This window comes from Pseudomonas sp. Z18(2022), assembly GCF_036346535.1.
GTDB lineage: Bacteria > Pseudomonadota > Gammaproteobacteria > Pseudomonadales > Pseudomonadaceae > Aquipseudomonas > Aquipseudomonas yamanorum_A.
Genome location: NZ_JAOTOA010000012.1, coordinates 41,420 through 65,744 on the forward strand (window position 1 = coordinate 41,420; position 24,325 = coordinate 65,744).

Consider the following 24,325-nt stretch of genomic DNA (forward strand, 5'->3'; position numbering starts at 1 on the left):
GGCCGCATGCGAACGAGCATTCTACCCGGAAACGTGGGTGAGGAAAGTGGCGTTATTCCACGATGCTGGCACGGCGCTCTTAGAGGGCTTGTTTAAAATAAGGGCTTTTTGCTGAACTTCAACCCATTCGGGTAATAAGTTACTCGTTGATTTAATGGATAAACTGCCGGCAATGCAATGGCCACGGCGTCGCAGACGCTTTCTGATACCATGGCGGCTCTGTTACTTAAGGTGTCCAGTCATGGCATTTCGCCCTCTTACGGCCCGTGCTCCCGCCGTGTTGCTTCGCGAAGCCAAGCCTTTAAAAGCCATCTTCGGCCATGCGCAACGTCTTGGTCATCTGCAACGCCTGGTAGAAAGCCAACTGCAACCCGCCGCCCGCGAACACTGCCATGTGGCCTCGTGGCGCGAAGGCAATCTGCTGCTGATCGTCACCGACGGTCACTGGGCGACACGCCTGCGCTATCAGCAAAAGCGGCTGCAGCGCCAATTGATGGCTTTCGACGAATTCGCCAGCCTGACGCGCATCCAGTTCAAGGTGCAGCCGCCTACCGTGCAGCAAGGTGCGGTGGGGCATACCATGGACCTGTCGGAAGTTGCGGCCGAAACCATTCAGGCCACCGCAGACGGGATTACCGATCCGAACTTGCGCGCTGCGCTGGAGCGGCTGGCTGCTCACGCCAAGCCCAGAACCTGAAACCTTACACAAAACTCATTGTGGGAGCGAGCAACCCCGCTCCCACATTTGACCGCGTCGCTATTTACGCTTGCTGCCGCCCAACAAAGACCCCAACAACCCGCGCACCAACTGCCGGCCCATCTGATTGGCCGCCTGCTGCATCGCTGATTTCAGCGCCTTGCCTGCCGTAGTCCCCAGGAACGCACCAGCCTTGTCGGTGAAGCTCGGTTCTTCAGCCGTGGGCGTCGCTTCGACTTGTGGCCCCAGGTCCTTGCGGGCCATCAACACTTCGTACGCCGACTCCCGGTCTATCGGCTTGTCATAGCGCCCCAGCAACGGCGAACCGGCAATCAACGCTGCCCGCTCGGCTTCGCTCAGCGGCCCGATCCGCGATTGCGGCGGCGCCACCAGTACGCGTTGGACTACTTCAGGCGTCCCCTTTTCCTGCAAGGTTCCCACCAATGCCTCACCTGTACCCAACTCGGTCAGCACCGCCAGCGCATCAAACGCCGGGTTGGGTCGGAAGCCATCGGCCACGGCCCGCAGAGACTTCTGCTCTTTGGTGGTGAACGCCCGCAGCCCATGCTGGATACGCAAGCCCAACTGCGCCAGCACGGTGTCCGGCAAGTCTCCCGGAGACTGGGTGACGAAATACACACCGACGCCTTTCGAGCGAATCAGCCGCACCACTTGTTCCAGGCGATCCTGCAGGGCCTTGGGGGTGTCGGCGAACAACAGATGCGCCTCATCGAAAAACAACGCCAGCAGTGGCTTGTCGGCATCACCGCGCTCCGGCAATTGCTCGAACAGTTCGGCCAGCAGCCACAACAAGAACGTCGCATAGACCTTCGGCGCCTCATGCACCAGGCGGCTGGCATCCAATAGATGAATACGCCCGCGCCCATCACTGGCCGGTTGCAGGATGTCTTCCAGTTGCAGCGCCGGCTCGCCGAACAACGCTTCGGCGCCCTGCTGCTCCAGCACCGCCAGGCGCCGCAACAGTGCCTGACTGGAACCGGTGGTCATCAAGGCCGCGTCCTCCCCCAGCAATTCCGGGTGGTAGCGCAAATGATTCAGCAGTGCCTTGAGGTCCTTGAGGTCCAGCAACAACAAGCCTTCGCGGTCTGCCACCTTAAAGGCGGCGTAGAGGGCCGATTGCTGGCTGTCGGTGAGTTCCAACAGACTGCCGAGCAACAGCGGGCCCATTTCACTCATGGTGGTACGCAACGGATGACCGGACTGGCCGTGGATATCCCACAACGTCACCGGATAAGCCTTGGGCGTGTAATTAAGGAAAGGCATGCCGGCAATGCGCTCGGCGACCTTGCCCTGAGGGTTGGCCGCCGCGCCCAGGCCACACAGGTCGCCCTTGATGTCGGCGGCGAATACCGCCACGCCTGCATCACTGAAGGCTTCCGCCAGTCGCTGCAAAGTGACGGTCTTGCCGGTACCGGTGGCACCCGCGATCAGCCCATGGCGGTTGGCCAGGCGCATCGCCTGGGCGATCGGCTGGCCTTCGAGATCTGCACCAATAATGAGTTGCGAGGAGTCAGGCATTTTGTCACCCATGGTTAATCTTTAGCACTGCATGGTCGATACAGTTAACGCGAGAGACCCAAAAAGTCTTAGAAAAATGGGCCGGATAATTCCTGCAGGAGCAGATGGAAATATCACACTTTTTTTGACGCAGCCATTTTGCGCGCCTCAAAAGGACGCGCATCGGATATTAAGACCATAGCGGACACCACAAGCCATGAATAAAAATCTGCGTTTCAGCCATAAAATCCTGCTTGCCGCCGCTCTTATCGTCATAGCCGCCTTTGCGTTGTTTACCCTCTACAACGACTACTTGCAGCGTAATGCGATTCGCGACGACCTGAACAACTACCTGCATGAAATGGGCGATGTCACCGCCAGCAATATCCAGACCTGGCTGGCCGGGCGCATTGTGCTGATAGAAAGCGCCGCGCAGAACATCGCCATCAACCCCGACTCAAGCACCGTCGCCAACCTTCTGGAACAGAAAGCCCTGACGTCTTCATTCATGGCGACCTACCTTGGCGACAGCAAAGGCGGCTTCGTGATCCGCCCCGACACCAAGATGCCCGACGGCTTCGACCCGCGTGTGCGCCCCTGGTACAAGGGCGCCCAGAGCAGCAACGGCTCGACCCTCACCGAACCTTATATTGATGCGGCCACCGGCCAGTTGATCATCTCCATCGCCACCCCCAGCAGCAAAGCGGGCCAGAGCGTCGGCGTGGTGGGCGGCGACCTGAGCCTGCAAACCCTGGTGGACAACATTGGCGCCTTGAACTTCGGCGGCATGGGGTATGCCTTCCTGGTCAGCGCCGACGGCAAAGTGCTGGTGCACCCCGACAAAAGCCTGGTGATGAAAACCTTGGCCGATGTCTATCCAACCAACACCCCGAAGATCAGCAGCGACTTCAGCGAGGTCGAGGTCAACGGCAAAACCCGTATCGTCACGTTTACCCCGATCAAGGGCCTGCCCTCGGTGAACTGGTACCTGGGCCTGTCGGTGGATAAAGACAAATCCTTCGCAATGCTCAGCGAATTCCGCACCTCGGCGATCATTGCCACGATCATCGCGGTGGTCATCATCATCGCCCTGCTGGGCATGCTGATCCGCATCCTCCTGCAGCCACTGCACATCATGACCCGCGCCATGGAAGACATCGCCGACGGAGAAGGCGACCTGACGCGCCGCCTGACCATCCAGAACCATGACGAGTTCGGTGTACTTGGCAGCGCGTTCAATCGCTTCGTGGAGCGCATTCACACCTCGATTCGCGAAGTGTCCTCGGCCACCGAGCAGGTCAATGAAGTGGCCCTGCGGGTAGTCAGCGCCTCCAACTCCTCGATGGTCAATTCCGACGAGCAGGCCAACCGTACCAACAGCGTCGCCGCCGCCATCAACGAACTGGGGGCCGCCGCCCAGGAAATCGCCCGTAACGCCGCACAAGCCTCCAACCAGGCCAGCGATGCCCGGCACTTGGCCGAAGACGGCCAGCAGGTGGTCGAGCGCAATATCAAGGCAATGAACCAGTTGTCGCAGATGATCAGCGCCTCCAGCACCAATATCGAAGCGCTTAACAGCAAGACGGTGAACATCGGGCAGATCCTGGAAGTGATCACCAGCATTTCCCAGCAAACCAACCTGCTGGCCCTCAACGCGGCGATTGAAGCTGCACGGGCCGGGGAAGCCGGGCGCGGGTTCGCGGTGGTGGCCGATGAAGTGCGCAACCTGGCACACCGCACCCAGGAGTCGGCGCAGCAGGTGCAGAAGATGATCGAGGAGTTGCAGGTCGGCGCCCGGGATTCGGTCAGTACCATGAGCGAAAGCCAGCGTCACAGCCTGGACAGTGTGGAAATCGCCAACCTGGCGGGCGAACGCCTGAACAGCGTGACCCAGCGCATCGGCGAAATTGACGGGATGAACCAGTCGGTGGCCACCGCCACCGAGGAACAGACCTCCGTGGTGGAGTCGATCAACATGGACATCACCGAGATCAACACCCTCAATCAGGAAGGCGTGGAAAACCTGCATTCGACCTTACGGGCCTGCTCCGACCTGGAACAGCAGGCGGCGCGGCTGAAACAGCTGGTGGGCAGTTTCCGGATCTGATCCGGCCGGGTCAGTCGCTGCCTTGCGCAGTGGCTGACGTCTTTTCTTCCGGTGACTCGGACGTTTCCTGCAACTGCTCCCACAACTCGACGGCGCCAGGAAACTCGGTGCCGTCCTCACTGCTCAGGTCATCCGGGTCATAGCGACTCAAACAACCTTCTCCCAACGTCGCGGGGGCTTTGGAAGTGGCTTTATCCAGCGGATCACTCATTCTCCAATCCTCACCTGTCGCCAAAGAAAAAGGGCCTGTCGCGATTTAACGCCCAGGCCCTTCATTCTTCAATCAAAACACTTCAATCAGAAGACGACAGTCTTGTTGCCGTGCACCAGCACCCGGTCTTCCAGGTGATAGCGCAGGCCGCGTGCCAGCACCATCTTCTCGACGTCACGGCCAAAACGCACCATGTCTTCGATGCTGTCGCTGTGGCTGACGCGCACCACGTCCTGCTCGATGATGGGGCCCGCATCCAACTCTTCGGTGACGTAATGGCACGTTGCGCCGATCAGCTTCACACCTCGCAGGGACGCCTGGTGATACGGCTTGGCGCCTACAAACGAGGGCAGGAAACTGTGGTGAATGTTGATCACCTTGCCGGCATATTCGCTGCACAGGTCCGGCGGCAGGATCTGCATGTAGCGCGCCAGTACCACGACGTCCGCGTCGTGCTGCTTGACCAGGCGCGAGACCTCGGCAAACGCCGGTTCCTTGTCCTGCGGGTTGACCGGGACGTGGTAGTACGGGATGCCGTGCCATTCGACCATGCTACGCAGGTCGTCATGGTTGGAAATCACGCAGGAGATCTCGCAGTCCAGCTCGTCGCTGTGCCAGCGGTGCAACAAGTCAGCCAGGCAGTGGGACTCACGGCTGGCCATCAGCACCACGCGTTTTTTCTGCTCTGTGTCGGTGATGCGCCAGGTCATCGAGAACTCTTCAGCGATCGGCGCAAATGCCTCGCGAAATGCTTCAAGACCAAAGGGCAGCGTGTCGGCACGAATTTCGTGACGCATGAAAAACCAGCCGCTGAGATTGTCCGAGTGATGGCTCGCTTCGGTGATCCAGCCGTTGTGGGAAGCCAGAAAGTTACTGACCTTGGCAACGATGCCAACCCGGTCCGGGCAAGCAATCACCAGCCGAAAAGTGCGCATTAGGGGGAAACTCCAGAACTTCGCAAAGGCCGCCATTCTAGCGATTGCGCAGAAAAACTGCAGTATTCCTCCACGCTTATTCTGATCCCGAGCGTCAGCCCTGCCCCTTAATAGCGTAAGGTTTTACCCACTATATGTGTACAAACCGATGGACTGGGGCAGTAAGCCAAGACTTAACGAGAGTATCTTTAAGGCCTTAAGCCTTACTAATTAACTCAATTCCACGCTTTTGCCACAAACAACCAAAGTAAATTACATAAATGCGGCCTTAAATGTTTACTTGGGCAAACCGTCTGACTATTATTGGGCCACTATCCCCTTTCACCCAGCGCCCTACATAAGGTAGTCCCCATGTCCCTGATCAACGAATACCGCGCCACCGAAGAAGCTATCAAAGAGCTGCAAGCCCGTTTGAAGAACCTGTCCCAAGACGACAAACTGCAAACCGAGCTGGAATTCGAAGGCAAACTGCGCACCCTGATGGGCGAATACTCCAAATCCCTGCGTGACATCATCGCGCTGCTGGATCCAGAGTCGAAAGTTAAGGCTCCACGTGGCGCCGTGAAAACTACCGGCACCAAGCGCGCACGCAAGGTTAAACAATACAAAAACCCGCACAACGGCGAAGTGATTGAAACCAAAGGTGGCAACCACAAGACTCTGAAAGAGTGGAAAGCCAAGTGGGGCGGCGACGTGGTTGAAGGCTGGGCTACCCTGCTGGGCTAAGCCTCGTCAGGACGCTGCGTGATACGCAACGCAATAAAAAACGCCAGCTTGCTGGCGTTTTTTATTGTCCATCTTTTACCCTGGCACCGATTACAGGCTCATTCGAGCTGCTAAAGCGTCAACATATTCCTGCCACTCATCAAGCACCTGCCGCTGAAACGGTGTAGCACTAACAGCCAACTCAACACGCGCCTGTTTAAAATCCTCGAGGGTGTTTGGTGCGCCCCATTGCGGGTCTGACAAACGCTGCTGACAGAAAACTCTCCAGCGCTGTTGCTCCTCACTACTCAAGGTTTCAGGGAAGTTACGGGCGCGATAGCGAAATAATAATTCAGGCAAACGTTCGTCATCAAAAGGCCATTGCTGCCGTGCTAATTGCTCAGGCTCGGCGACTCTCACTTGTTCACATAAACGTCGATCACGATCACCGATAAAACCATCGTACAACTGCTGCTCCGGATCGGCACTCGACGCAAAATCTTCCTCGGCATAAATCGCCGGTAATTTATCGCGCCATAGTTCTTGTGCGTCGCTTAGCCGCAGGGCGCGCGCCGCATACTCATCCATATCCAGTTGCAGCCGCTCGCGGTCTTGCGCCCGAAGCACACTTAACGGCGCGACCACCGGGCAGCGATTGATGTGCAGCAATTTGAGCGGTACCGGCAACTCACCTTCGGCAAGGTCGTCACGACGGGTATATAGACGCTGGCGCAAGGTCTGCGCGTCCTCGTCCAACAGGCCCTGGGGATCGAGCCCCAGGTCGCAGACGATCAATGCATTGCGATTGCGCGGGTGCCACGCCAAGGGCAGCACCACGCCCAGGTAATGACGCTCTGCAGAAAAACGCCCGGAAATATGCACCATCGGTTGCAACAACCGCACCTGGTCCATGACCCGTTGCTTGCTACGCAGTTGAAACAGCCAGTCATAGAGCTTGGGTTGCTTTTCGCGGACCAACCGGGCCAATGCGATGGTGGCGCGCACATCGGACAAGGCATCGTGAGCCTGCCCGTGGTCGATACCATTGGCGGCGGTCAGCCGCTCAAGCTTGAGGGTGACGCGCCCGTCCTGTTCCGGCCAGACGATTCCGTCCGGGCGCAGGGCATAGGCGGTGCGTACCACGTCGATCAGGTCCCAGCGGCTGTTACCGCCTTGCCACTCGCGGGCATAAGGGTCAAAAAAGTTGCGATACAAACTGTAGCGCGTCATCTCATCGTCAAAACGCAAGGTGTTGTAGCCGGCCCCGCAGGTGCCCGGGGCTGCCAGTTCAGCGTGCACCCGGGTCATGAAGTCGGCTTCGGCCAGGCCCTTCTCCGCCAGCACGCCAGGGGTGATGCCGGTGATCGCGCACGCTGCCGGGTGCGGGAGGATATCGTCGCCGGGCTGGCAATAGAGGTTGACCGGCGGCCCTACCTCGTTGAGTTCAAGGTCGGTGCGAATACCGGCTACCTGCAGCGGGCGGTCGGTACGCGGGTTGATGCCGGTGGTTTCATAGTCGTACCAGAAAATGGTGGTCACGGGCTATTCCTGTGCTGAAGACCGACAAAGTCTAGGCGCTGGAAGGCACCGGCGGCCAGCGCTGTGTTCACTGTACAAACATTCAGTAAATCGTTGGGTGGTTGCTTCCACCGTCGACACTGCTAGCATCGGTCTTTCCAACCCCGCCGCTGCCGCCCAGGCGCCAGCGCCGCACTGCCAAGGAACGCGATGCCACCTGCGCCACTGGATACCCGCTACCAGATCGAGACCCCGGAGGGCATCGACCTGCCCCTGCGCCCGGCCGGCCTGCTGGTCCGCTCGCTGGCCTTTGCCTTCGACCTCGGGTTGCGCGGCCTGATTCTCGGCATTCTTTTTATTGCGCTGGCCTTCCTCGGTAACCTGGGCATAGGCCTGGGTTCGCTGCTGCTGTTTCTCGTCAGCTGGTGGTACATGGTGCTGTTCGAGGTGCTCAACCAGGGCTGCTCGCCCGGCAAGCAGATAATGGGCCTGCGGGTGGTACAGGACGATGGCACGCCCATCGGCTGGTCCGCCTCGCTGATCCGCAACCTGCTGCGTTTTGTCGACATGCTGCCGTTCGGCTACTTCCTCGGCGCCATCAGTTGCCTGCAACACCCCAACTTCAAGCGCCTGGGCGACCTGGCCGCCGGGACCCTGGTGATCTATCGCGAACAGCCGCTTCCCCGCCCGCAAGTACCACAAGCCCCCGCGCTGCGCCTGCCGTTCGCCCTTGAGCTGAACGAACAACGGGCCATTCTCAGCTTCGCCGAACGCCAGGGCGAACTGTCCGCCGAACGCGTCAACGAACTGGCCGCGATCCTGGCTACGCCCCTGCAGGTCTCCCCTGCCCGCGCCGTGGCGGAACTCAATGGCGTGGCCCGCGGACTGTTGGGGCCAGCATGAAGCAGAGTCTTTTCGAAAGCCGTCACCAACCACAATGGCAAGCCTTTGCCGAGCAGTTGACGCAGTTGGAGAAAGGCAAAGCCAAAGGCACCGACTTCGCCGACTTCCCTCATCAATACCGGCAGCTGTGCCAGCACCTCGCCCTGGCCCAGGAACGCGGCTACAGCAGTTATCTGGTGGACCCGCTGCAGCAACTGGCCTTGCGCGGCCATCAACAGTTGTATCGAAATCGCAGCCAACTGGGAGCAAACGTGCTGAGCTTCCTGCTGGCCGACTTCCCCAGGCTGGTTCGCGCGCAATGGCCATTCGTGTTGGCCGCCAGCCTGCTGTTCTTTGGCAGCCTGATCGGCATTGCCTTGCTGGTGTACCTGTTTCCGGACTTGATCTACAGCATCGTCAGCCCCCAACAGGTGGCCGAGATGCAGGGCATGTACGACCCCGATGCCAGCCGTCTGGGCCGGGCCGCCGAACGCGCCTCCAGCGAAGACTGGATGATGTTTGGCTACTACGTGATGCACAACATCGGCATCGCGTTCCAAACCTTTGCCGCGGGGCTGCTGTTTGGCCTGGGCAGCGTATTTTTCCTGTTCTTCAACGGCCTGATCATTGGTGCCGTCGCCGGGCACCTGACTCAAATCGGCTACGGCCAGACCTTCTGGTCATTCGTGATTGGCCATGGCGCCTTCGAACTCAGTGCTATCGCCCTGGCTGGTGCCGCGGGCCTGCAACTGGGCTGGGCATTGATTGCGCCGGGGCAACTGACAAGAGGCGAATCCCTGCGACTGGCCGCGCGCAAAAGCGTGCAAATGATTTGTGGGGTAATGGTGTTCCTGCTGATCGCTGCGTTTATCGAAGCGTATTGGTCCTCCACCACGGCCGTGGCGCCGTGGATCAAGTACCTGGTGGGCGCCGCCCTGTGGTTGCTGATGGCCACCTACCTGCTGTTTGCCGGACGCAATCGCCATGCGCCTGAGTGATGCCAGCGTCGTGATCCGCCCACGCAACGCCTGGGAAGCCATGGACCTCGGTATCCTGCTGGCCCGCGAACACCGGCTGCTGCTGATGAGCAGTTGGGCCCTCGTGACCTTGCCGGTCTTCGCCCTGTTCAGCCTGCTGCTGTGGAATCACCCGTCCACCGCACTGCTGCTGTTCTGGTGGTTGAAACCGGCATTCGACCGCCTGCCGCTGTATATCCTGTCCAAGGCCCTGTTCGGCGAAACACCCAGCCTCAAGCAGGCCCTGCGCCAATGGCCGCGCCTGCTCAAGGGCCAATTGCTGGCCAGCCTGACCTGGCGGCGCTTCAGCCTGAGCCGCAGCTTCGTGATGCCGGTGGTCCAGCTCGAAGGCCTGCGAGGCCAGGCACGCCAGCAACGTCTTGGGGTACTGCAACAACGCAACGCCAGCGCCGCCCGCTGGCTGACCCTGATCGGAGTGCACCTGGAAATCGCCTTGTGGTTCGGGTTGATGGCGGTGTTCTATTTCTTCCTGCCGCAAGAGGTCGAACGGGACTGGGATTGGCAACAGCTGGTACTCACCGCCGGGCACGACTGGCTATGGCTGGAGCACCTGACCAACGCTTTCTATGCCTTGATCCTGGTGTTCTGGGAGCCTATCTACGTCGCTTGTGGTTTCAGCCTGTACCTGAACCGCCGCACCGTACTGGAAGCCTGGGACCTGGAGTTGGTGTTCCGCCGACTGCGCCAGCGCCTGAGTGGCGTGGCACCGGCCCTGCTGCTGGTGATCGGGCTGATGCTGGTCCCGGCGATTCCACCGGTGTGGGCCGATGAATCGCCGCCCCAAACGCCCCTGAGTACAGAATCGGCGAATCAGTCGATCAAGGCGCTGCTGGAGCAGCCACCGTTCAAGAATCCGGAAACCGTCACCCGCTACCGGTTCGGTGACGAAAAAACAGCAGACAAAAACAAGCCCGCAGCCGACGCCAAGCTACCGGCCTGGCTGGAAGCATTGCTGAAAAACCTCAACAGCGACTCGTTCAAGCACATCGCCAAAGCCCTTGAAGTACTGCTCTGGGGATTGCTGGTGGGTGGGCTGGCACTGGTGATCTGGCGTTATCGCGACTGGCTGCATGCATTTGTCAGCCGGCGCAGCCCGCGCCAGCCCAAGATAGCCACACCTGCCCCCGCTCAAATGTTCGGCCTGGAACTGGGCGCAGAAACCTTACCCGAAGATATCGCCAGCACCGCCGAACAGCTCTGGGCCACTCAGCCCCGGGAAGCCCTCGGTTTGCTTTACCGGGGCTTGCTCAGCCGCCTGCTGTACGACTTCAACCTGCCACTGAAAAACGCCGACACGGAAGGCCAGGTCCTGGAGCACATCCGCCAATTGCAACAACCGCAATTGCTTGCATTCAGCGATGAGCTGACCCGTTATTGGCAAAACCTCGCCTATGGCCACCGCCTTCCGCCGGCCCTGGCGCAACAACAGCTATGCAGCCGTTGGCGAAGCCTGTTCGGCCCGGGAGCGGCACAATGAACCGGCCACTGCTGTGGGTCGCAGTGCTTGTGGCGTGTTTGCTGGCCGCAGGCGGTTTTTATGCCTGGCACAAGGCGATTCCGTATCAGGAAGTGGTGGATCGTGGCGCTTCGCCCGAGGCCCTGGCCAATCCTTACCTGGCAGCGGAACACTTTCTGCGCCAGCAAGGCCTGGTGGTGGAACATGCCAACAGCCTGGAGCGGCTGGCCAGCCTTTCGCCCATAGGTAACAGCCTGCTGTTGCTCGGCGAGCGCAGCAACATGAGCCCGCCCCAGGTGGATCAACTGCTGCAATGGACCCGGGCGGGCGGCCATCTGTTGCTGGTAGCCGAAGCGCTGTGGGATGAGGACACCGGCAAAAGTGGCGACCTGCTGCTGGATCGCGTGCAGATACACCAGTCCTTCAGTGAAACGTTCGATGCTCCGGCACCCGCGCGCAAAAAGAAAACGCCGGACCTGACCAAGCTCTATGTGGACAACGAAACGGCCCCGGCCTACTTCAGCTTCGACACCGACTTCAATCTCACCGACCCCAAACACCTCGCGCAATTCTCGGCCAACAGTGCCAAGTCGACGCATCTGATGCAGGTCAACCTCGGGCAAGGCCGTGTGACGGTGGTCACCGACAGCGATCTGTGGAAAACCCCGGCCATCGGCCTGCACGATAACGCCTGGCTGCTCTGGTACCTGAGCCAAGGCACCCACGTCACACTGCTGTCCAACACCGATGTCGAGGATCTGTTCAGCCTGCTGCTGCGCTACTTCCCCCAGGCACTGGTGGCACTTGCCGCACTGATTGCCCTGGGGTTGTGGCACGCCGGCATGCGCCAGGGCCCGATCCGGCAGCCGGCCCCCAAGGCGCGCCGGCAACTGCAGGAACACTTGAAAGCCAGTGCCGACTTCCTGCTGCGCCGCAGCGGGCAAAACAGCCTGCTGCTCGCCTTGCAGCACGACATCCAGCGCACAGCCCGACGCCGTCATCCCGGGTTCGAATACCTCGACGCCACCGAACAATTGCGGGTTCTTGAACACCTGACTCGCCAACCCTCCCTCGTCATCAGCCAGGCCCTCGGCCCACTCCCGGTGAAGCGGCTCTCCAGCGCCGATTTCAGCCGCCAGGTGGCCTGCCTGCAAACCCTCAGGAATGCCCTATGAGCGAATTACCCGCCACTGACCCGCTTCAGCGCGCCAGCCAACTGGCCCAGGCTTTGCGCATCGAACTGCGCAAGGCGGTCATCGGCCAGGATCAGGTGATCGATGACGTGCTCACCGCGTTGATCGCCGGCGGCCATGTGCTGCTCGAAGGTGTTCCCGGCCTGGGCAAGACCTTGCTGGTACGTGCCCTGGCGCGCTGTTTTGGGGGCGAGTTCGCGCGCATCCAGTTCACGCCGGACCTGATGCCCAGCGACGTGACCGGCCATGCCGTATACGACCTGCATACCGAGCAGTTCAAGCTGCGCAAAGGGCCGCTGTTCACCAACCTGTTGCTGGCCGACGAGATCAACCGCGCCCCGGCAAAAACCCAGGCCGCTTTGCTGGAAGCCATGCAGGAGCGCCAGGTAACCCTCGAAGGCGAGGCACTGCCCATCGGCCAACCGTTCATGGTGTTGGCCACCCAGAACCCCATCGAGCAGGAAGGCACTTACCCTTTGCCTGAAGCCGAACTGGATCGTTTCATGCTCAAGGTGCGCATGGACTACCCCGAGGCGCAGCAGGAACTGGACATGGTGCGCGAAGTCACCCGCTCGTCCCGGGCCGACATGCTCGACGTACAACCGCTGCGCACGGTGCTGCACGCTGAAGATGTGCTGCTGTTGCAACAGATCGCCAGCGAGCTGCCCCTGGACGAACAAGTACTCGACTACGCCGTGCGCCTGGCCCGTACCACCCGCAGTTGGCCGGGCCTGACCATCGGTGCCGGGCCCCGGGCCTCCATTGCCCTGGTTCGTGGCGCACGGGCACGGGCCCTGCTGCGGGGCGGCGAATTCGTGACTCCGGACGACATCAAGGGCTGTGCCCTGGCAGTGTTGCGCCATCGGGTGCGCATTGCCCCGGAGCTGGATATCGACGGGCTGGAAGTCGACCAGGTGCTCAGGCAACTGCTGGACCAAGTCCCGGCGCCACGGCAATGACACGCCCATGAGACCGACTCGCCTGCTATTGATCTGGCTCGGTGTGCTGCTGGGCCTGGGTATTCTGCTCGGCACGTTGATGGCGCTGCAGGTCAAGGTGCCAGACACCCTGCACTCCGTGACCTGGGGCTTGCTGCTGGCTCTGTTGCTGCTGGCCCTGCTGGATGCCATCCGCCTGCGCCGCCGGCCGTCCCCGCGCGTGCGACGGCAGATGCCCGGCAGCCTGGCGTTGGGGCGCTGGGGAGACGTGCGGGTGACACTGGAGCACGATTATCCCCAGCCGCTGATGGTCCAGGTATTCGATCATGTGCCCGAGGGTTTGGCGGTGGAGAACCTGCCCCAATCCATCGAACTTCGCCCGGGTGAGCACAGTGAGCTGGGCTACCGGCTGCGGCCGCTAAGACGCGGGCATTTCAGTTTTACCCGGTGTGAAATCCATCTTCCCAGTGCCCTGGGGCTGTGGTCCGCACGGCGCCTGATAGACGTCAACGATGCCACCCGCGTCTACCCGGACTTCGCACGCCTGTACGGTGCGCAGTTGCTGGCAGTGGACAACTGGCTCAACCAGCTTGGTGTACGCCAGCGGCAACGACGCGGGCTGGGCCTGGAGTTTCATCAACTGCGCGAGTTTCGCGAGGGCGACAGCCTGCGCCAGATCGACTGGAAAGCCACCGCCCGGCAACGCACGCCGATCGCCCGGGAATATCAGGATGAACGTGACCAGCAGATTATGTTCATGCTCGATTGTGGAAGGCGCATGCGCAGCCAGGACGCCGAACTGTCGCATTTTGACCACGCCCTCAATGCCTGCCTGCTACTCAGTTACGTGGCGTTGCGCCAGGGCGATGCCGTGGGGCTCTGTACGTTTGCCTGCGACCAGCCGCGCTACCTGGCACCGGTCAAAGGCAGTGGCCAGCTCAACTTGCTGCTGAATGCGGTGTATGACCTGGATACTTCCCGTCGTACCGCTGATTACCAGGCGGCCGCCAGCCAACTGCTGGCCCGGCAGAAACGTCGCTCGCTGGTGATCGTGGTAACCAATTTGCGCGATGAGGATGATGAAGAGTTGCTGAGCGCCGTCAAACGCATCAGCCGCCAGCACCGGGTATTGGTTGCAAGCCTGCGGGAGGAAGTCCTTGACCAGTTGCGCCAGGCCCCCGTGCAAACCCTGCCCGAAGCCCTGGCCTATTGCGGCAACATCGACTATCTCAATACCCGGGATGAACTCCACGGCCGCTTGAACGCCCATGGTCTGTCGGTTCTGGACACACTGCCTTCGGAACTCGGAGCCTCCCTGGTGACCCGCTACCTGGGCTGGAAAAAAGCCGGAGCGCTATGAAACCTCGCGCGCAGCACTGCACAGAACCTAGGCAGAGGCCTGCAATGGATCAAAGCTGAAGTAATTCAACAGGGCGCTGATCACCTCCCCATATTCGGCGGGCGCCTGTGACACGCTGAACCCGGAGTCGTAATGCTGCGGGTTTATATCCTCATGGCACCACAGGCAGGTGGCCGTGAGGTCTACCGCCTGTACCTCGCCCTCGGGGCCGGGAATTTTCAGGCGCAGCTCGAATGCCACATCGACCATCATGGGCAATTGGCTGATCAACATCAGCCCTTTCTCGGAAACATTGCCCAAATAGCCAATGGGTTTGTCCGTCAGGCGATTGAAGACCTGAAGGAAGCAAGGTAACTGATGCCGCTCGATCCGTCGCTGCGTAAACATGATGAGGTCGCCATCCAATGGCCATGAGTTTGGCCGCTCCAGTGATTCGGAACGAGCCCAAAGGCCCGCTCTCCCCGGATATCGGTGCGACAACAGCCAATGCTTTGTCACCTTACAGCTGCCAAATCCGGGTATTCCATCCGTTCGAATAGAAACCTATACAAACCGATATTCAAAGATTAGCCCAAGACTGGCAACGAGCCAGCCATAGCATGACAAATATCATCAGAGTGACGCCGGACGCGGCTGGGCGGTACTGGCGCCGGGGTAATGCCCCAGCTGTTGCAGGGTATCCAGGCGTGCACGAGCGCGAAACGCGTACTCGCTCGCCGGGTACTGGCTGATGATGAACTGATAGGTTTGCGCCGCATCGACGAACAGTTTCTCCCGCTCCAGGCACTGCCCGCGCAACATCGAGACCTCCGGTTGCACGTAGCGCCGGGAACGGCTTTCACGGTCGACCTGGGACAACTCAAGGGTGACCCGCTGGCAATCGCCTACGCCGTAAGCGCGGTACGCATTGTTCAAATGATGGTCCATCGACCAACGGGTGCAGCCGACAACACTGACGGCCAGGGCAGCAATGATCACGATTCGCATGGGGGTTCTCCTGTCTTGTGCAGTGTATCGACCCTTCATCGAAAATCTTCAAGGTTGTTCATCTGTTCATGCAGAGTGAAAACAAGCGAATCATCGATAAGTAGTGCAAACGAACAATGACTACAACCAAAGAGCATAGTAGCCTTCCTCAGCGCTTGAACTCAGGAGTCCGTGCATGTCCGTCCGTCGTACCAAAATCGTCGCCACCCTTGGCCCGGCCAGTAACTCGCCGGAAGTCCTCGAACAGCTGATTCTGGCTGGCCTGGACGTTGCCCGTTTGAACTTCTCCCACGGCACCCCGGACGAGCACAAGGCTCGCGCCAAGCTGGTGCGTGACCTGGCCGCCAAACACGGCCGCTTCGTTGCACTGCTGGGTGACCTGCAAGGCCCGAAAATCCGTATCGCCAAATTCGCCAACAAGCGAATCGAGCTGAAGATCGGTGACAAGTTCACCTTCTCCACCAGCCACCCGCTGACCGAAGGCACTCAGGACGTAGTGGGTATCGACTACCCCGACCTGGTGAAAGACTGCGGCGTCGGCGACGAACTGCTGCTGGACGACGGTCGCGTGGTCATGCGCGTCGACACCGCCACCCCAACCGAATTGAACTGCACCGTGATCATCGGCGGCCCGCTGTCGGATCACAAAGGCATCAACCGCCGCGGCGGTGGCCTGACCGCTCCAGCCCTGACTGAAAAAGACAAGGCCGACATCAAGCTCGCCGCCGAAATGGAAGTGGACTACCTCGCGGTATCCTTCCCGCGCGACGCTGCCGACATGGAATACGCCCGTAAACTGCGCGACGAAGCCGGCGGTACTGCCTGGCTGGTGGCGAAGATCGAACGCGCCGAAGCCGTGGCCGATGACGAAACCCTCGACGGCCTGATCAAGGCTTCCGACGCCGTGATGGTTGCCCGTGGCGACCTCGGTGTGGAAATCGGCGACGCCGAGCTGATCGGTATCCAGAAGAAAATCATCCTGCACGCACGTCGCCACAACAAAGCGGTGATCGTTGCGACCCAGATGATGGAGTCGATGATCCAGAACCCGATGCCAACCCGTGCCGAAGTGTCCGACGTGGCCAACGCCGTGCTCGACTACACCGACGCCGTGATGCTCTCGGCTGAAAGTGCTGCAGGCCCGTACCCGCTGGAAGCTGTGCAGGCCATGGCGCGCATCTGCGTCGGCGCTGAAAAGCACCCGACCAGCAAGACCTCCAGCCACCGCATCGGCAAAGTGTTCGAAAGCTGCGACCAGAGCATCGCCCTGGCCGCCATGTACACCGCCAACCACTTCCCGGGCGTGAAAGCGATCATCGCCTTGACCGAAAGTGGCTACACGCCGTTGATCATGTCGCGCATTCGTTCCTCGATCCCGATCTACGCATTCTCCCCGCACCGCGAAACCCAGGCCCGCGCGGCCATGTTCCGTGGTGTCTACACCGTACCGTTCGACCCGGCATCGCTGCCGCCTGAGCAAGTCAGCCAGGCCGCGATCGACGAGTTGCTCAAGCGCGGCGTAGTAGAGAAAGGCGACTGGGTCATCCTGACCAAGGGCGACAGCTACCACACCATCGGCGGCACCAACGGCATGAAGATCCTGCACGTTGGCGACCCAATGGTCTGAGTGACACGCTGAAAAACAAAAGCCCCGCCATGTGAATGGCGGGGCTTTTTGCATTGCAGATCGGGATGTTCCATTGGCTGGCAGGGCCTCATCGCAGGCAAGCCAGCTCCCACAGTTAATCGCGCTTCTTCAAGTCAACTCGGTCAACTGTGGGAGCTGGCTTGCCTGCGATGAGGCCCGTTCCCACAACACTTCTTCATCGCCTGGCGATAAACCCCGACAACGCCGCAATCGCCTCCGGCGACTTCAACCGCTGGGTAAACAACGCCCCCTCCTCCTCGATCACCCTGCGCAACTGCTCGCGATCAACGCTTTTCATCAGATGCTTGCTGACCTGCACCGCGCCCGGCGCCAGGGTTTCGAAGCGTCCGGCGACGTCCCGCGCCTTGGCCAAGGCAGATTCACCGCTGCCCAGTGCTTCGGTTGCGATGCCCCAGATAGCCGCCTGCTCACCGCTGAACCCTTCACCCAGCAGTAACAATTCCGCCGCCTTGGCATGCCCCAACAAGCGCGGCAGGATCAAGCTGGAGCCAAACTCCGGGCACAGCCCCAGGTTGACGAACGGCATGCGCAACCGCGCATCCCGGCTCACATACACCAGGTCACAATGCAGCAGCAGCGTGGTACCAATCCCCACCGCCACGCCTGCCACCGCTGCGATCACCGGCTTGCGGCAATTGAGCAAACTGCGCATGAAGTGAAACACCGGGCTGTCGAGATCCGCCGGTGGTTGTTCAAGGAAGTCGCCGATGTCATTACCGGCGGTGAAGCATTCGCTGCTGCCCTGGATCAACACGGCGTTGACGCCGTTATCGGCATCGGCCTGTTCCAGCGCCTCGGCCAGCTGGCTGTACATGGCGCGGGTCAGGGCGTTTTTCTTGTCCGGGCGGTTGAGCTGCAGGATCAGCAACCCGCGTTCGCGTTGCTGCAGGATGGCATCGGTCATGGCAAATCTCGCGGCTGGAAAATTCAGCGCTCAACCACGGGGCAGGAACACATCGGCCAGCAGTTGATTGCGCGGCAGTCCGGCCAGGAACAGGCGCTTGGAGAAGGCCTCGACGCTGGCAGGGTGCCCGCAGAGTAAGGCCAGAGTTTGCCGGGAAACAAGCCGCAGTTGCGCCAAAGCCTCGGTTGCCTCAGCCGCCGTCAACAGCTCGACCGACACGTTCGGATGCGCCGCAGCCAGTTGCGCCAACGGCTCGGCCAGATAATGACCGTTTGCGTCATGAGCCAGGTGAATGACCCGGATGGCGCCCTGGTGATCCTGGCGCAGGGCCTCGCGCAACACGCCCCACAGCGGGCCAAGTCCGGTGCCCGAGGCCAGCAGCCACAGCGGCCGGGATTGCCAGTCGGGATCGTATTGCAACGCGCCGCCCCGCAGTTCACCCAGGCGCAGGCTGTCGCCAACCTTTAACCGGCGGGCAGCATCGCTGAATTCACCGGGCAGGCGGCAATCGATGTGAAATTCGAGAAACGGGTCTTCCTGGGGCAGGCTGGCCAATGAGTAAGGCCGCGCAACGCTGCCCGCCCACAGCACCAGATGCTGCCCCGCCCGGTAGCGCAGGCCGCGTTCGGGTTGCAGCCGCAGGCGCAGTAAGCTCGGGTTCAACCAGTCGACGCCCAGCACCGTCGCCGGCAGCCCGTCACGCAGCGGGTCAAACGCCTCGACCTGCACGTCCCCCGTGACCTGGCACTGGCAGGCCAGGCGCCAGCCGTCCTGGCGTTGCGCCGGGCTCAGAGCATCCGGTTGATTGTCCTGGATATCGCCCTGGCAACGCACCAGGCAGGCATGGCAACTGCCGGCGCGGCAGCTATAGGGCACGGCCACACCCGCCTGGTTCAGGGCATCCAGCAGGTTGCTGCCGGTGGCTACCGACCAGTGGCGTTCGCCGACGTGAAGTTCAGGCATAAAACTCTTCAACTGTAGGAGCGAGCTTGCTCGCGAAGGTCGCTAACGATAACGCGGGGCGCCTGACGAAACCCATCAGATTCACGTTTTTCGCGAGCAAGCTCGCTCCTACGGTGAATCGGGCCTGGCATTCATGACCATAGTCGGGTGTATCGGCCACCGCGGCGGGTTATACTGCCGCGCCTTTTTAGCGTCGCGCCTGCACCATACGGCGTGCCTTGGAAAGGTGCCTTCAGCCGACCGATTCACCTTACTGAAGACACCTTTATTGAATGTTCCCTTATAGAGGAGCGCGACTCATGACCGTGATCAAGCAAGACGACCTGATTCAGAGCGTTGCCGACGCCCTGCAATTCATTTCCTATTACCATCCCGTTGACTTCATCCAGGCGATGCACGAAGCCTACCTGCGCGAAGAATCGCCAGCGGCCCGTGACTCCATGGCACAGATCCTGATCAACTCGCGCATGTGTGCCACCGGCCACCGCCCGATCTGCCAGGACACCGGGATTGTCACCGTGTTCGTACGTGTGGGCATGGACGTGCGCTGGGATGGCGCCACCATGAGCCTGGACGACATGATCAACCAAGGCGTGCGCCAGGCCTACAACCTGCCGGAAAACGTCCTGCGGGCTTCGATCCTCGCCGACCCGGCCGGTGCGCGTAAAAACACCAAGGACAACACCCCTGCGGTGATCCACTACTCCATCGTCCCGGGTAACACCGTGGAAGTGGACGTGGCCGCCAAGGGCGGTGGTTCCGAGAACAAGTCGAAAATGGCCATGCTCAACCCGTCCGACTCGATCGTCGACTGGGTACTCAAGACCGTTCCGACCATGGGCGCCGGCTGGTGCCCACCGGGCATGCTCGGCATCGGCATCGGCGGCACCGCCGAGAAGGCCGCCGTGATGGCCAAGGAAGTGTTGATGGAATCCATCGACATCCACGAGCTGAAAAAGCGCGGCCCGTCCAACCGTATCGAAGAGATGCGCCTGGAGCTGTTCGAGAAGGTCAACCAACTGGGCATCGGCGCCCAGGGCCTGGGTGGCCTGACCACCGTGCTCGACGTGAAGATCATGGACTACCCGACCCACGCGGCCTCGCTGCCGGTGTGCATGATCCCCAACTGCGCCGCCACCCGTCACGCGCACTTCGTGCTCGACGGTTCGGGCCCTGCGTCGCTGGAAGCGCCACCGCTGGACGCCTACCCGGAAATCGTCTGGGAAGCCGGCCCGTCGGCCCGTCGCGTCAACCTCGACACCCTGACCCCGGAAGACGTGCAGAGCTGGAAGCCGGGCGAAACCGTGTTGCTCAACGGCAAGATGCTCACCGGTCGCGACGCGGCGCACAAGCGCATGGTCGAGATGCTGAACAAGGGCGAAACTCTGCCGGTGGACCTCAAGGGTCGCTTCATCTACTACGTCGGCCCGGTTGATCCGGTGCGCGAAGAAGTGGTTGGGCCTGCCGGTCCGACCACCGCCACGCGGATGGACAAGTTCACCCGCCAGATCCTCGAGCAAACCGGCCTGCTGGGCATGATCGGCAAATCCGAGCGCGGCCCGACCGCTATCGAAGCGATCAAGGATCACAAGGCGGTTTACCTGATGGCAGTGGGCGGCGCGGCTTACCTGGTGGCCCAGGCCATCAAGAAATCCCGCGTGGTGGCATTCGCCGAACTGGGCATGGAAGCGATCTACGAGTTCGACGTGAAAGACATGCCGGTCACCGTTGCCGTTGATAGCAAGGGCGAGTCGGTACACATCACAGGTCCTGCCATCTGGCAGAAAAAGATCAGTGAAAGCCTGGCGGTAGAAGTGCAGTAAGCATTTCCCCTGTGGGATAAAAGGCGACCAATGCGGTCGCCTTTTTTATGCCATACACCTCTTACTGTGGCGAGGGAGCTTGCTCGCGCTGGACCGGGCTGGCGCTCCAGTGCGCAGCGCTCCCATTTTTTTGGGGCCGCTACGCGCCCCAGCGGGAGCAAGCTCCCTCGCCACAACAGCCATGCGCCTCATGCTATGGTGCTCGCCCCCAATTGCACTGTTCATCTTCGTATGATCGCGATTCCCCGCCCGTTGCGTTTGACCTTCTACTCCCTGCTGATCATTGCCGGCGCGATGCTGGCTGCCGCCTTGGCCACCCGCCACGCCGAACGCCTGGCCCTGGTGGACGACGCCGCCCGCGCCAATCAGCAGCTCATGCTCTATGGCAACTCGCTGCACACCCTGATCGAACGCTACCGCGCCCTGCCCGCCGTGCTGGCCCTCGACTCGGAGATGATCAGCGCCTTGAAAGGCCCGCTGGACACCGCCACCCAGGATTTGCTCAACCGCAAGCTGGAGCGCATCAACGGTGCCGCCCAGTCTTCCACCCTGGAACTGATGGACCGCAACGGCCTGGCCGTGGCCGCCAGCAACTGGAACCTGCCCAGCAGTTATGTGGGACACAACTACGCGTTTCGCCCCTACTTCAGCCAGACCCTGAGCCAGGGCACCGGGCGCTTCTATGCGGTGGGGGTGACCACCGGGATTCCAGGGTATTTCCTGTCCAGCGCGGTGGTGGGCGAGAACGAACAGTTCCTCGGCGCCATGGTAGTCAAGCTGGAATTCCCGGAACTGGAGCGCGAATGGGCCCAGGGCAATGACCTGCTGCTGGTCAGCGATGCCCGGGGCATCGTGTTTATTGCCAACCAGCCAGGCTGGCGCTACCGCGCGCTGCGCCCGTTGTCGGACAGCGACCACGCCGAACTCAAGGCCACGCGCCAATACGACAAGAAACAACTGCTGCCGCTGGACGCCGAAGCCTTGCAGCGCTTTGACGAAAACAGCCACCTGATGCGCGTCGACGGCCCCGACGGCAAGGCCAACTACATTTGGGAATCCCTGCCGCTGAAGGCCGAAGGCTGGACCCTGCACCTGCTGCGCAAGCCACAGGTTGCCTTTGAAGACCAACGCAACGCCGGCCTCGCTGCCGCCGGTTCGTGGCTGGCGCTGGTGTTCCTGGTGCTGTTCCTGACCCAACGCTGGCGCCTGGCCCGCCTGCGCCAGCGCAGCCGTGAAGAACTTGAACAACTGGTGGAAGAACGCACCCGCGCCCTGCGCACTGCCCAGGATGGCCTGGTGCAGTCCGCCAAGCTCGCGGCGCTGGGGCAGATGTCCGCTGCCCTGGCCCATGAGATCAACCAGCCGCTGACCGCCCAGCGCATGCAGTTGGCAACCCTGCGGCTGCTGCTGGACCACGGCCGGGTAGACGACGCCTACCAGGCACTGACCCCGCTGGACGACATGCTCACGCGCATGGCCGCCCTCACCGGCCACCTCAAGACCTTCGCCCGCAAGAGCCCCAGCGGCCTGCGCGAACGCCTCGACCTGGCCACAGTGGTGGACCAGTCCCTGCACTTGCTCGACGCCCGCCTGCGGGACGAAGCCATCGGCACAGTCCTCGACCTGACCCGCCCGGCCTGGGTCCGCGGCGATGCGATTCGCCTGGAACAGGTAATGATCAACCTGCTGCGCAACGCCCTCGACGCCATGGCCGACAAGCCGCGCAAGCGCCTGGAGATCCGTCTGCACGCCGACCAGCAACTGTGGCGCCTGACCGTCAGCGACAGCGGCGGCGGGATCGCCGAAGAACACCTCAACAGCGTGTTCGACCCGTTCTTCACCACCAAACCGGTGGGCGACGGGCTCGGCCTGGGGCTCGCCGTGTCGTACGCTATCGTCCACGAACTCGGCGGCCGCCTGAGCGCCGGCAACCAAGGTGACGGGGCGATCTTTACCCTGACCTTGCCCATCGCCCTGGAGACGCCAGAACTATGTTGAATGCGGTGATTGTGGTCGATGACGAAGCCAGCATTCGCACGGCCGTCGAGCAATGGCTGAGCCTGTCGGGCTTTGAGGTGCAGCTGTTCAGCCGCGCCGAGGAATGCCTGGCGCAATTGCCCAGGGATTTTCCCGGGGTGATCCTGAGCGATGTGCGCATGCCCGGCCTCAGCGGGCTGGAGTTGCTGGCCGAAGTGCAGCGGCGCGACGCCGACCTGCCGGTGATTCTGCTCACCGGCCACGGCGATGTGCCGATGGCCGTCGAAGCCATGCGCGATGGCGCCTACGACTTCCTCGAAAAACCCTTCAGCCCCGAAGCCCTGCTCAGCAGCCTGCGCCGGGCGCTGGACAAGCGCGGCCTGGTGCTGGAAAACCGCCGCCTGCATCAACAGGCCGATCACCGCGCCCAGCTGGAATCAAGCTTGCTGGGAGTGTCCCGGGGCTTGCAGAACCTGCGCCGCCAAGTGCTGGACCTGGCCGGCCTGCCGGTCAACGTGCTGATTCGCGGCGAAACCGGCAGCGGCAAGGAACTGGTCGCCCGCTGCCTGCATGATTTCGGCCCTCGTGCCAAGAAGCCGTTTGTGGCGCTGAACTGCGCGGCAATTCCCGAGCAGCTGTTTGAAGCCGAGCTGTTCGGCCATGAAAGTGGCGCGTTTACCGGCGCCCAGGGCAAGCGCATTGGCAAGCTGGAATACGCCGACGGCGGCACGCTGTTTCTTGATGAGATCGAAAGCATGCCCCTGGCGCAGCAGGTGAAATTGCTGCGGGTGTTGCAGGAGCAGAAACTGGAACGGCTCGGCTCCAATCAAAGCATCAAGGTGGACTTGCGGATCATCGCCGCCACCAAGCCGGACCTGCTGGATGAAGCCCGTGCCGGACGCTTTCGCGAGGATTTGGCCTACCGCCTGACCGTCGCGCAACTGCGCCTGCCACCGCTGCGCGAGCGCCGGGAAGACATTCCGCTGCTGTTCGAGCACTTTGCACACAGCGCCGCCGAACGCCTGGGCCGCAACTTTGCACCGTTGAGCGGGCCGGCGCTGGGCCGCCTGCTCAGCCATGACTGGCCGGGCAATGTGCGGGAACTGGCCAACGTCGCCGAGCGCCAGGTACTGGGGCTGGGTGAACCGGAGCCGGAAGGCATCGAAGCCGGGCAATCCCTGGCGGCCCAGCAGGAAGCATTTGAAGCCCACTGCCTGAAAGCCGCGCTGACCCGGCACAAAGGCGATATAAAGGCGGTGCTGGCCGAACTGCAACTGCCCCGGCGCACCTTCAATGAAAAGATGCAGCGCCATGGCTTGGCGCGGGACTCGTTCCTCTAAACCGGTTCTTGTATCGCCGGGTGGGGCGCCATCGCAGGCAAGCCAGCTCCCACCTTTTGATTTGTGAATACATTCAAAGGTGGGAGCTGGCTTGCCTGCGATGAG

General features: G+C 61.4%; 21 protein-coding genes and 1 pseudogene. 14 read left to right on the forward strand and 8 right to left on the reverse strand.

Annotated elements, in window-relative coordinates; all coding sequences use genetic code 11:
* Positions 1 to 241: 241 nt before the first annotated feature.
* Positions 242 to 697 carry a DUF721 domain-containing protein gene (locus V3W39_RS21700; RefSeq protein ID WP_177046006.1) on the forward strand — a complete coding sequence of 152 codons (456 nt, stop codon included), beginning with the start codon at positions 242 to 244 and terminating at the stop codon, positions 695 to 697.
* A gap of 60 nt (positions 698 to 757) precedes the next feature.
* On the opposite strand, the gene V3W39_RS21705 is transcribed toward V3W39_RS21700, so the two are convergent.
* Positions 758 to 2,236 (reverse strand): helicase HerA-like domain-containing protein, encoded by a 1,479-nt coding sequence (locus V3W39_RS21705; protein ID WP_177115616.1) that lies wholly within the window; start codon positions 2,234 to 2,236, stop codon positions 758 to 760.
* 196 nt (positions 2,237 to 2,432) lie between these two features.
* Between V3W39_RS21705 and V3W39_RS33830 the strand changes: the two are divergent.
* Positions 2,433 to 3,464 (forward strand): annotated as a pseudogene (locus V3W39_RS33830) (HAMP domain-containing protein); the annotation flags it as partial.
* A gap of 93 nt (positions 3,465 to 3,557) precedes the next feature.
* Positions 3,558 to 4,322 (forward strand): methyl-accepting chemotaxis protein, encoded by a 765-nt coding sequence (locus tag V3W39_RS33835; RefSeq protein ID WP_371318589.1) that lies wholly within the window; start codon positions 3,558 to 3,560, stop codon positions 4,320 to 4,322.
* A gap of 10 nt (positions 4,323 to 4,332) precedes the next feature.
* On the opposite strand, the gene V3W39_RS21715 is transcribed toward V3W39_RS33835, so the two are convergent.
* On the reverse strand, positions 4,333 to 4,533 hold the full coding sequence (locus tag V3W39_RS21715) for a hypothetical protein (RefSeq protein WP_177046000.1): 201 nt from the start codon (positions 4,531 to 4,533) through the stop codon (positions 4,333 to 4,335).
* An 86-nt stretch (positions 4,534 to 4,619) separates the two neighbouring features.
* A complete protein-coding gene (gene purU, locus V3W39_RS21720; RefSeq protein ID WP_177078786.1) occupies positions 4,620 to 5,468 on the reverse strand; it encodes a formyltetrahydrofolate deformylase in 849 nt (282 codons plus the stop codon).
* 351 nt (positions 5,469 to 5,819) lie between these two features.
* On the opposite strand from purU, the gene mvaT reads away from it, so the two are divergent.
* Positions 5,820 to 6,194 (forward strand): histone-like nucleoid-structuring protein MvaT, encoded by a 375-nt coding sequence (mvaT, locus tag V3W39_RS21725; protein ID WP_005790963.1) that lies wholly within the window; start codon positions 5,820 to 5,822, stop codon positions 6,192 to 6,194.
* A gap of 90 nt (positions 6,195 to 6,284) precedes the next feature.
* Here mvaT and sbcB read toward each other — a convergent pair whose 3' ends face one another.
* Complete coding sequence (gene sbcB / locus V3W39_RS21730) at positions 6,285 to 7,712, reverse strand: exodeoxyribonuclease I (RefSeq protein ID WP_330213326.1); 1,428 nt, start codon at positions 7,710 to 7,712, stop codon at positions 6,285 to 6,287.
* A gap of 189 nt (positions 7,713 to 7,901) precedes the next feature.
* On the opposite strand from sbcB, the gene V3W39_RS21735 reads away from it, so the two are divergent.
* From V3W39_RS21735 to V3W39_RS21760, 6 genes are read left to right on the forward strand one after another with little or no spacing between them, the layout of a single operon-like run.
* The gene (locus V3W39_RS21735; RefSeq protein WP_177045994.1) at positions 7,902 to 8,594 is read left to right on the forward strand and encodes an RDD family protein; all 693 of its coding nucleotides are present in this window, start codon (positions 7,902 to 7,904) and stop codon (positions 8,592 to 8,594) included.
* Positions 8,591 to 9,571 carry a stage II sporulation protein M gene (locus tag V3W39_RS21740; RefSeq protein WP_177078788.1) on the forward strand — a complete coding sequence of 327 codons (981 nt, stop codon included), beginning with the start codon at positions 8,591 to 8,593 and terminating at the stop codon, positions 9,569 to 9,571. Before V3W39_RS21735 ends, V3W39_RS21740 begins: the two co-directional genes overlap by 4 nt.
* A complete protein-coding gene (locus V3W39_RS21745; RefSeq protein ID WP_330213327.1) occupies positions 9,558 to 11,087 on the forward strand; it encodes a DUF4129 domain-containing protein in 1,530 nt (509 codons plus the stop codon). The genes V3W39_RS21740 and V3W39_RS21745 overlap by 14 nt, the downstream gene beginning before the upstream one ends.
* Positions 11,084 to 12,241: a DUF4350 domain-containing protein gene (locus V3W39_RS21750; RefSeq protein ID WP_330213328.1), complete on the forward strand. Its 1,158-nt coding sequence runs from the start codon at positions 11,084 to 11,086 to the stop codon at positions 12,239 to 12,241. Before V3W39_RS21745 ends, V3W39_RS21750 begins: the two co-directional genes overlap by 4 nt.
* The gene (locus V3W39_RS21755; protein WP_177120674.1) at positions 12,238 to 13,218 is read left to right on the forward strand and encodes an AAA family ATPase; all 981 of its coding nucleotides are present in this window, start codon (positions 12,238 to 12,240) and stop codon (positions 13,216 to 13,218) included. Before V3W39_RS21750 ends, V3W39_RS21755 begins: the two co-directional genes overlap by 4 nt.
* A gap of 7 nt (positions 13,219 to 13,225) precedes the next feature.
* Complete coding sequence (locus V3W39_RS21760) at positions 13,226 to 14,557, forward strand: DUF58 domain-containing protein (RefSeq protein WP_177045983.1); 1,332 nt, start codon at positions 13,226 to 13,228, stop codon at positions 14,555 to 14,557.
* A 27-nt stretch (positions 14,558 to 14,584) separates the two neighbouring features.
* On the opposite strand, the gene V3W39_RS21765 is transcribed toward V3W39_RS21760, so the two are convergent.
* Entirely contained in the window at positions 14,585 to 14,944 is a 360-nt protein-coding gene (locus V3W39_RS21765; RefSeq protein ID WP_177045981.1) for a PilZ domain-containing protein, read from the reverse strand.
* Positions 14,945 to 15,169: 225 nt separating this feature from the next.
* Positions 15,170 to 15,544, reverse strand: a complete 375-nt coding sequence (locus tag V3W39_RS21770) for a tetratricopeptide repeat protein (protein ID WP_177045979.1) — start codon at positions 15,542 to 15,544, stop codon at positions 15,170 to 15,172.
* 175 nt (positions 15,545 to 15,719) lie between these two features.
* Between V3W39_RS21770 and pyk the strand changes: the two genes are divergently transcribed.
* A complete protein-coding gene (gene pyk, locus V3W39_RS21775; protein ID WP_177045977.1) occupies positions 15,720 to 17,171 on the forward strand; it encodes a pyruvate kinase in 1,452 nt (483 codons plus the stop codon).
* A 196-nt stretch (positions 17,172 to 17,367) separates the two neighbouring features.
* On the opposite strand, the gene V3W39_RS21780 is transcribed toward pyk, so the two are convergent.
* The gene (locus V3W39_RS21780) at positions 17,368 to 18,117 is read right to left on the reverse strand and encodes an enoyl-CoA hydratase-related protein (RefSeq protein WP_330213329.1); all 750 of its coding nucleotides are present in this window, start codon (positions 18,115 to 18,117) and stop codon (positions 17,368 to 17,370) included.
* 30 nt (positions 18,118 to 18,147) lie between these two features.
* Entirely contained in the window at positions 18,148 to 19,080 is a 933-nt protein-coding gene (locus V3W39_RS21785; protein WP_330213330.1) for an iron-sulfur-binding ferredoxin reductase, read from the reverse strand.
* Positions 19,081 to 19,379: 299 nt separating this feature from the next.
* On the opposite strand from V3W39_RS21785, the gene V3W39_RS21795 reads away from it, so the two are divergent.
* The 3 genes from V3W39_RS21795 to V3W39_RS21805 all read left to right on the forward strand — a co-directional run bounded on the left by V3W39_RS21795 (position 19,380) and on the right by V3W39_RS21805 (position 24,220).
* Positions 19,380 to 20,903 carry a fumarate hydratase gene (locus V3W39_RS21795; RefSeq protein ID WP_003214142.1) on the forward strand — a complete coding sequence of 508 codons (1,524 nt, stop codon included), beginning with the start codon at positions 19,380 to 19,382 and terminating at the stop codon, positions 20,901 to 20,903.
* A gap of 231 nt (positions 20,904 to 21,134) precedes the next feature.
* The gene (locus V3W39_RS21800; RefSeq protein ID WP_177045971.1) at positions 21,135 to 22,901 is read left to right on the forward strand and encodes an ATP-binding protein; all 1,767 of its coding nucleotides are present in this window, start codon (positions 21,135 to 21,137) and stop codon (positions 22,899 to 22,901) included.
* Positions 22,895 to 24,220: a sigma-54-dependent transcriptional regulator gene (locus tag V3W39_RS21805; RefSeq protein ID WP_177045969.1), complete on the forward strand. Its 1,326-nt coding sequence runs from the start codon at positions 22,895 to 22,897 to the stop codon at positions 24,218 to 24,220. The genes V3W39_RS21800 and V3W39_RS21805 overlap by 7 nt, the downstream gene beginning before the upstream one ends.
* The last annotated feature ends 105 nt before the right edge of the window (positions 24,221 to 24,325 follow it).